Origin of the sequence: Streptomyces sp. GC420 (assembly GCF_009916105.1) — a bacterium.
In the GTDB taxonomy this organism is placed as follows: Bacteria; Actinomycetota; Actinomycetes; order Streptomycetales; family Streptomycetaceae; genus Streptomyces.
The window spans coordinates 1-3,700 of record NZ_JAAAXQ010000555.1 but is presented as its reverse complement, the minus strand read 5'-3'; the positions used below and the strand labels follow the sequence as shown (position 1 = coordinate 3,700).

At 76.2% G+C, this 3,700-nt stretch carries 2 protein-coding genes and 2 pseudogenes; all 4 read right to left on the bottom strand.

The annotated features are described in order from the left end of the window. Nucleotides 1-128, bottom strand: a pseudogene (locus GUY61_RS42035) (imidazolonepropionase); the annotation flags it as partial. Between the two features lie 25 nt (nucleotides 129-153). Then, nucleotides 154-999, bottom strand: a pseudogene (locus tag GUY61_RS36030) (sugar phosphate isomerase/epimerase family protein); the annotation flags it as partial. After that, entirely contained in the window at nucleotides 996-2,462 is a 1,467-nt protein-coding gene (locus GUY61_RS36025; RefSeq protein WP_398958157.1) for an SCO3242 family prenyltransferase, read from the bottom strand. The gene GUY61_RS36025 and the pseudogene GUY61_RS36030, both read right to left, overlap by 4 nt. After that, entirely contained in the window at nucleotides 2,459-3,580 is a 1,122-nt protein-coding gene (locus GUY61_RS36020; protein WP_166634514.1) for an inositol-3-phosphate synthase, read from the bottom strand. The genes GUY61_RS36025 and GUY61_RS36020 overlap by 4 nt, the downstream gene beginning before the upstream one ends. Between the last annotated feature and the right edge of the window lie 120 nt (nucleotides 3,581-3,700).

Here is a 3,700-nt window from a genome sequence, read left to right as displayed (position 1 = left end):
CGTACGAGGTTGGCCTCCAGTTCGGCGTCGGAGGCGGCGCGGGTCGCGGCGACGGTGGTGCGGATGCCGCCCGCGGAGTAGGGGCGGCCGGACATGCGGGCGTTGAACTCCTCGGTGCGGTCGCCCGGCTGGGTGGATGCTTCGTGGCCGGCCGCGCAGGAAGCGCAGGGACTCCTCGGCGAGGCGGGGGCCGGCGTGGGAGTGGCGGGGCAGTTCGACGACGGTGAGCCCCTGGTAGCCGGTGTCGCGCAGGGCTTCCAGTACGGGCGGGAAGTCGATCTCGCCGGTGCCGAGGGGGAGGTGTTCGTGCACGCCGCGGCGCATGTCCTCGATCTGGACGTGGCGCAGCCAGGGTGCCGCGTCGCGTACGCAGTCCGCGGGTGGGGCCGGTTCCAGGCACTGGCAGTGCCCGATGTCGAGGGTCAGTCCGAGCGGTTCGGGGCTGCCGAGGAGAAGACGGAGGTGATGGAAGTCGGCGAGGGTGGCCAGCAGGTGACCGGGTTCGGGTTCGACGGCCAGTGGTACGCCGGTGCGGGCGGCGGCGCGGAGTACGGGCTCCAGTGACTCGGTGAGCCGTTTCCAGGCGGTGTCGTGGTCGGTGCCCGGGGGGACGGCGCCGCTGAAGCAGTGCACGGCGTGTGCCCCGAGGTCGGCGGCGACCCGTACGGCGGCCAGCAGCAGACCGGTGCGTGCCGCGCGGGCGTCGCCGTCCGGGTCGAGGAGGCTGGGGCCGTGCTTGCGGCGCGGGTCCAGGACGTAGCGGGCTCCCGTCTCGACGGTGACACCCAGACCCAGCCGGCCGAGTCGCGCCGCCACTTGCCCGGTCCGGGCGGCGAGGTCCGGGGCCAGGGGGTCCAGGTGCATGTGGTCGAGCGTCAGCCCCACGCCGTCGTAGCCGAGGTCGGCGAGCAGGCCGAGCGCGTCGTCCAGGCGCAGGTCGGTCAGGCCGTTGGTGCCGTAGCCGAAACGCAGGGGGGTGGCGTCGGGGTCGTCGGTCATGTGGGACTCACCTTTCGCGCCAGACGCCGGGCAAGGGGTGCGCAGGCCAGCAGCGCGGCACCGGTCACCGGGGCTCCGGCCCGGGCGGAGAGTGCCGCCTGGAGGGGGATGACGGCGCGGATTCCGGCGCCGACGGCTCGTTGGATGAGGGGAGGTGAGGCGTTGAGGGCGGCGTGGAGATACGGTCCGGCGACGGTGCCCACGTAGGCGGCGGCGCACAGTGCCTGAGCGGCGCGGGCCGTGATGGCGGTGGCCGGGGCGGCGGCGCCGGGGGCAGGCACGGTGCGGCGGCGGTACCCCGCGCGGCCGGGGTGCCGCGCCGGACGGGCAGGGGCCGGCGGATCCCTGTCGTACGGTGGTCGCGCGGTGCCGGTGCCGGTGCCGTGAGGCCGTACGGCGGCGCCGATGGCGAGTGCCGCGAGCAGGCCCGTCAGTGGCACGCCCGGGGCGCCGCCCTGCGCCTCCCGGCGCGAGACGGCGGTCACGGCCAGCGTGTGCGCGCCGAGCAGGACGGCCGACGGTAGTGCGGCGGCCATGCCGGGGCCGGGGGGACGGGACTCCGCCGCCGCACCGAGCAGGAGGTCGAGTGTGCGGGCCGTCGCCATGGCGGCGGGTCCGGCCGGGGTGTTCTTCAGGTGCAGGTCGTAGGCCCAGACCGACGCGGCGAGGGCGGTCGCCGCGGCCAGGGCGGGGCGGCCGGCCCGCCCGGCCAGGGCGAGGCCGGCCACCGTCAGACCGGCGGCGGCGGCGAGGGCCGCGCGGGGTGCGATGCGCCCGGAGGGCAGTGGCCGCCCGGGGCGCTCGATGGCATCGATGTCACGGTCGGCCCAGTCGTTGAGTGCCATGCCCGCCTCGTACAGGCAGACGGAGGCCCCGGCCGCCAGCAGTGTCCGCCGCCCGGGAGCCCTGCCCGCCGCTGCCGCTCCTGCCAGGGCGTCACCGGGCACGGTGAGTACGGCGGAGATCCGCAGCAGTTCGGCCCATGCCCGTGCCCGTGCGCGCGTGGCGGTGGTGGCGGTGACCGGCGGGCGGGCGGCACCCCGGGGCTCGTCGCCGCCCCGCTCGCCCGCGCCGTCCGCTGTCCCGTGACCGGCCCGCATCTCCGCGCCGGCCGCAGGAGGGCCGGGGGCGACCTCTTCCGGGGCAGCCGGGTCCTGGCTCTCTGCGGCCCCGCCGTCCGCACCCCGGGGCAGGCCCGGTTCACGTGCCGCGCGGGCGGGAGCCGTTCCCGGACCGCGGCCGCTGCCGCGTGCGGCGGTGTCCGGCGGCGGCGAGACGGGCTCCGTCTGCGCGAACGGCGCGGGGCGACGCCGTTCGTCGGGCGCGCCGGGGCCGGGCCTCGCACCCGCCACTGCGTCGTCGCCGGGGGCGGGACCGGACCGCGGCAGGGGCTGGGTCCGGGCGGCGGGCCCGGTGAGTGCCGGACGCGGGGCAGAGCCTCGATGGCGGGCGAGGGGGTTCATCGGGCCGCCTCCCTCAGGCGGGCGGCGAAGGTGAGCAGCGCCGTGTGCTGGTCGGCGAGGGCGGCCGAGTCGCCGTACGGGTCCTTGAAGTAGAAGGCGAGGGGTTCCAGCGGGCCGGAGAGACCGAGTTCGTGGGCGCGGGCGGTGAGACGGGCGAGGTCGAGGACCAGAGGGGCGGCGAGCGCCGAGTCGGGGCCCTGCCAGATGGTCTGGAGGATCATCCGGGAGCCGAGGAAGCCGTCGAAGGCGATGTGGTCCCAGGCCGTCTTCCACTCCCCGAGGGCGGGTACGTCGTCGATGTGGACCCGGCCCTCGGGCAGGTTGCCGAGGGTGTCCGCCAGGACCCGGTTCTTGCCGGAGTTCTTGGCCGCGGCCGCGGCCGGGTCGGCGAGGGACGCGCCGTCGCCGCCGCCCAGCAGGTTGGTGCCGGACCAGGCCCGTACCTCGAAGGCCCGTTGCGCGAACATCGGGCCCAGGACGGATCTCAGCAGGGTCTGGCCGGTCTTGCCGTCCCGCCCGGCGTACGGCAGACCGCTGGTGGCGGCCCCTTCCCGGAGGGCCGGGTGGTGCAGACCGGTGGACGGGGTGAAGTTGACGTAGGGGCAGCCGGCGCGCAGCGCCGCCGCCGCGTAGAGGGAGCTGGGCGGCAGGGAGGCGTCGTCGCGCGGCGCCGGCTCCGTGGAGGCGACGTTCACCACCACGGCACGGGCCAGTCCCCGGTCGCGGACGAAGCCGGTGATGTCCTCCGCGAAGGCAGTGACCAGTTCTTCCTCGTCCCGCGTGTCGCCCGGCAGGGGTCCGCCGGGCCGTATGGCGCTGTCCGCGGCCGCCAGTTCGGCGGCGACGGCCGAGGGCAGTCCGTGCGGCAGGACTCCGCCGGCCGCCAGGTGTTCCGCGCGCTTGGGCAGCGGGCAGCTCGCCGTGTCGTGGCCTCCGAAGACGAGGGACGCCAGGGCCGGCAGCCCGGTCCCGGTGAAGGAGTCCGTCTCGGTGACCATGCCGGCCGGCGGGTGGAGTCCCGCCGCGACGGCGGCGCAGCCGGCCACCGCCGTGGTGGCGACGGAGCCGCGTGCTCCGACGAACCACACGCCCACTCCGGTACGACGCGTCGGGGTCATCAGCTGCCTCCTGCATCACGACATGTCACAGGCTTCACAGAACCGCGCGGAGCTTTACAGGTTTCACAGGGCTTCACAGGGCTTCACAGGGCTTCACAGGGCTTCACAGGGCCGTGGGGG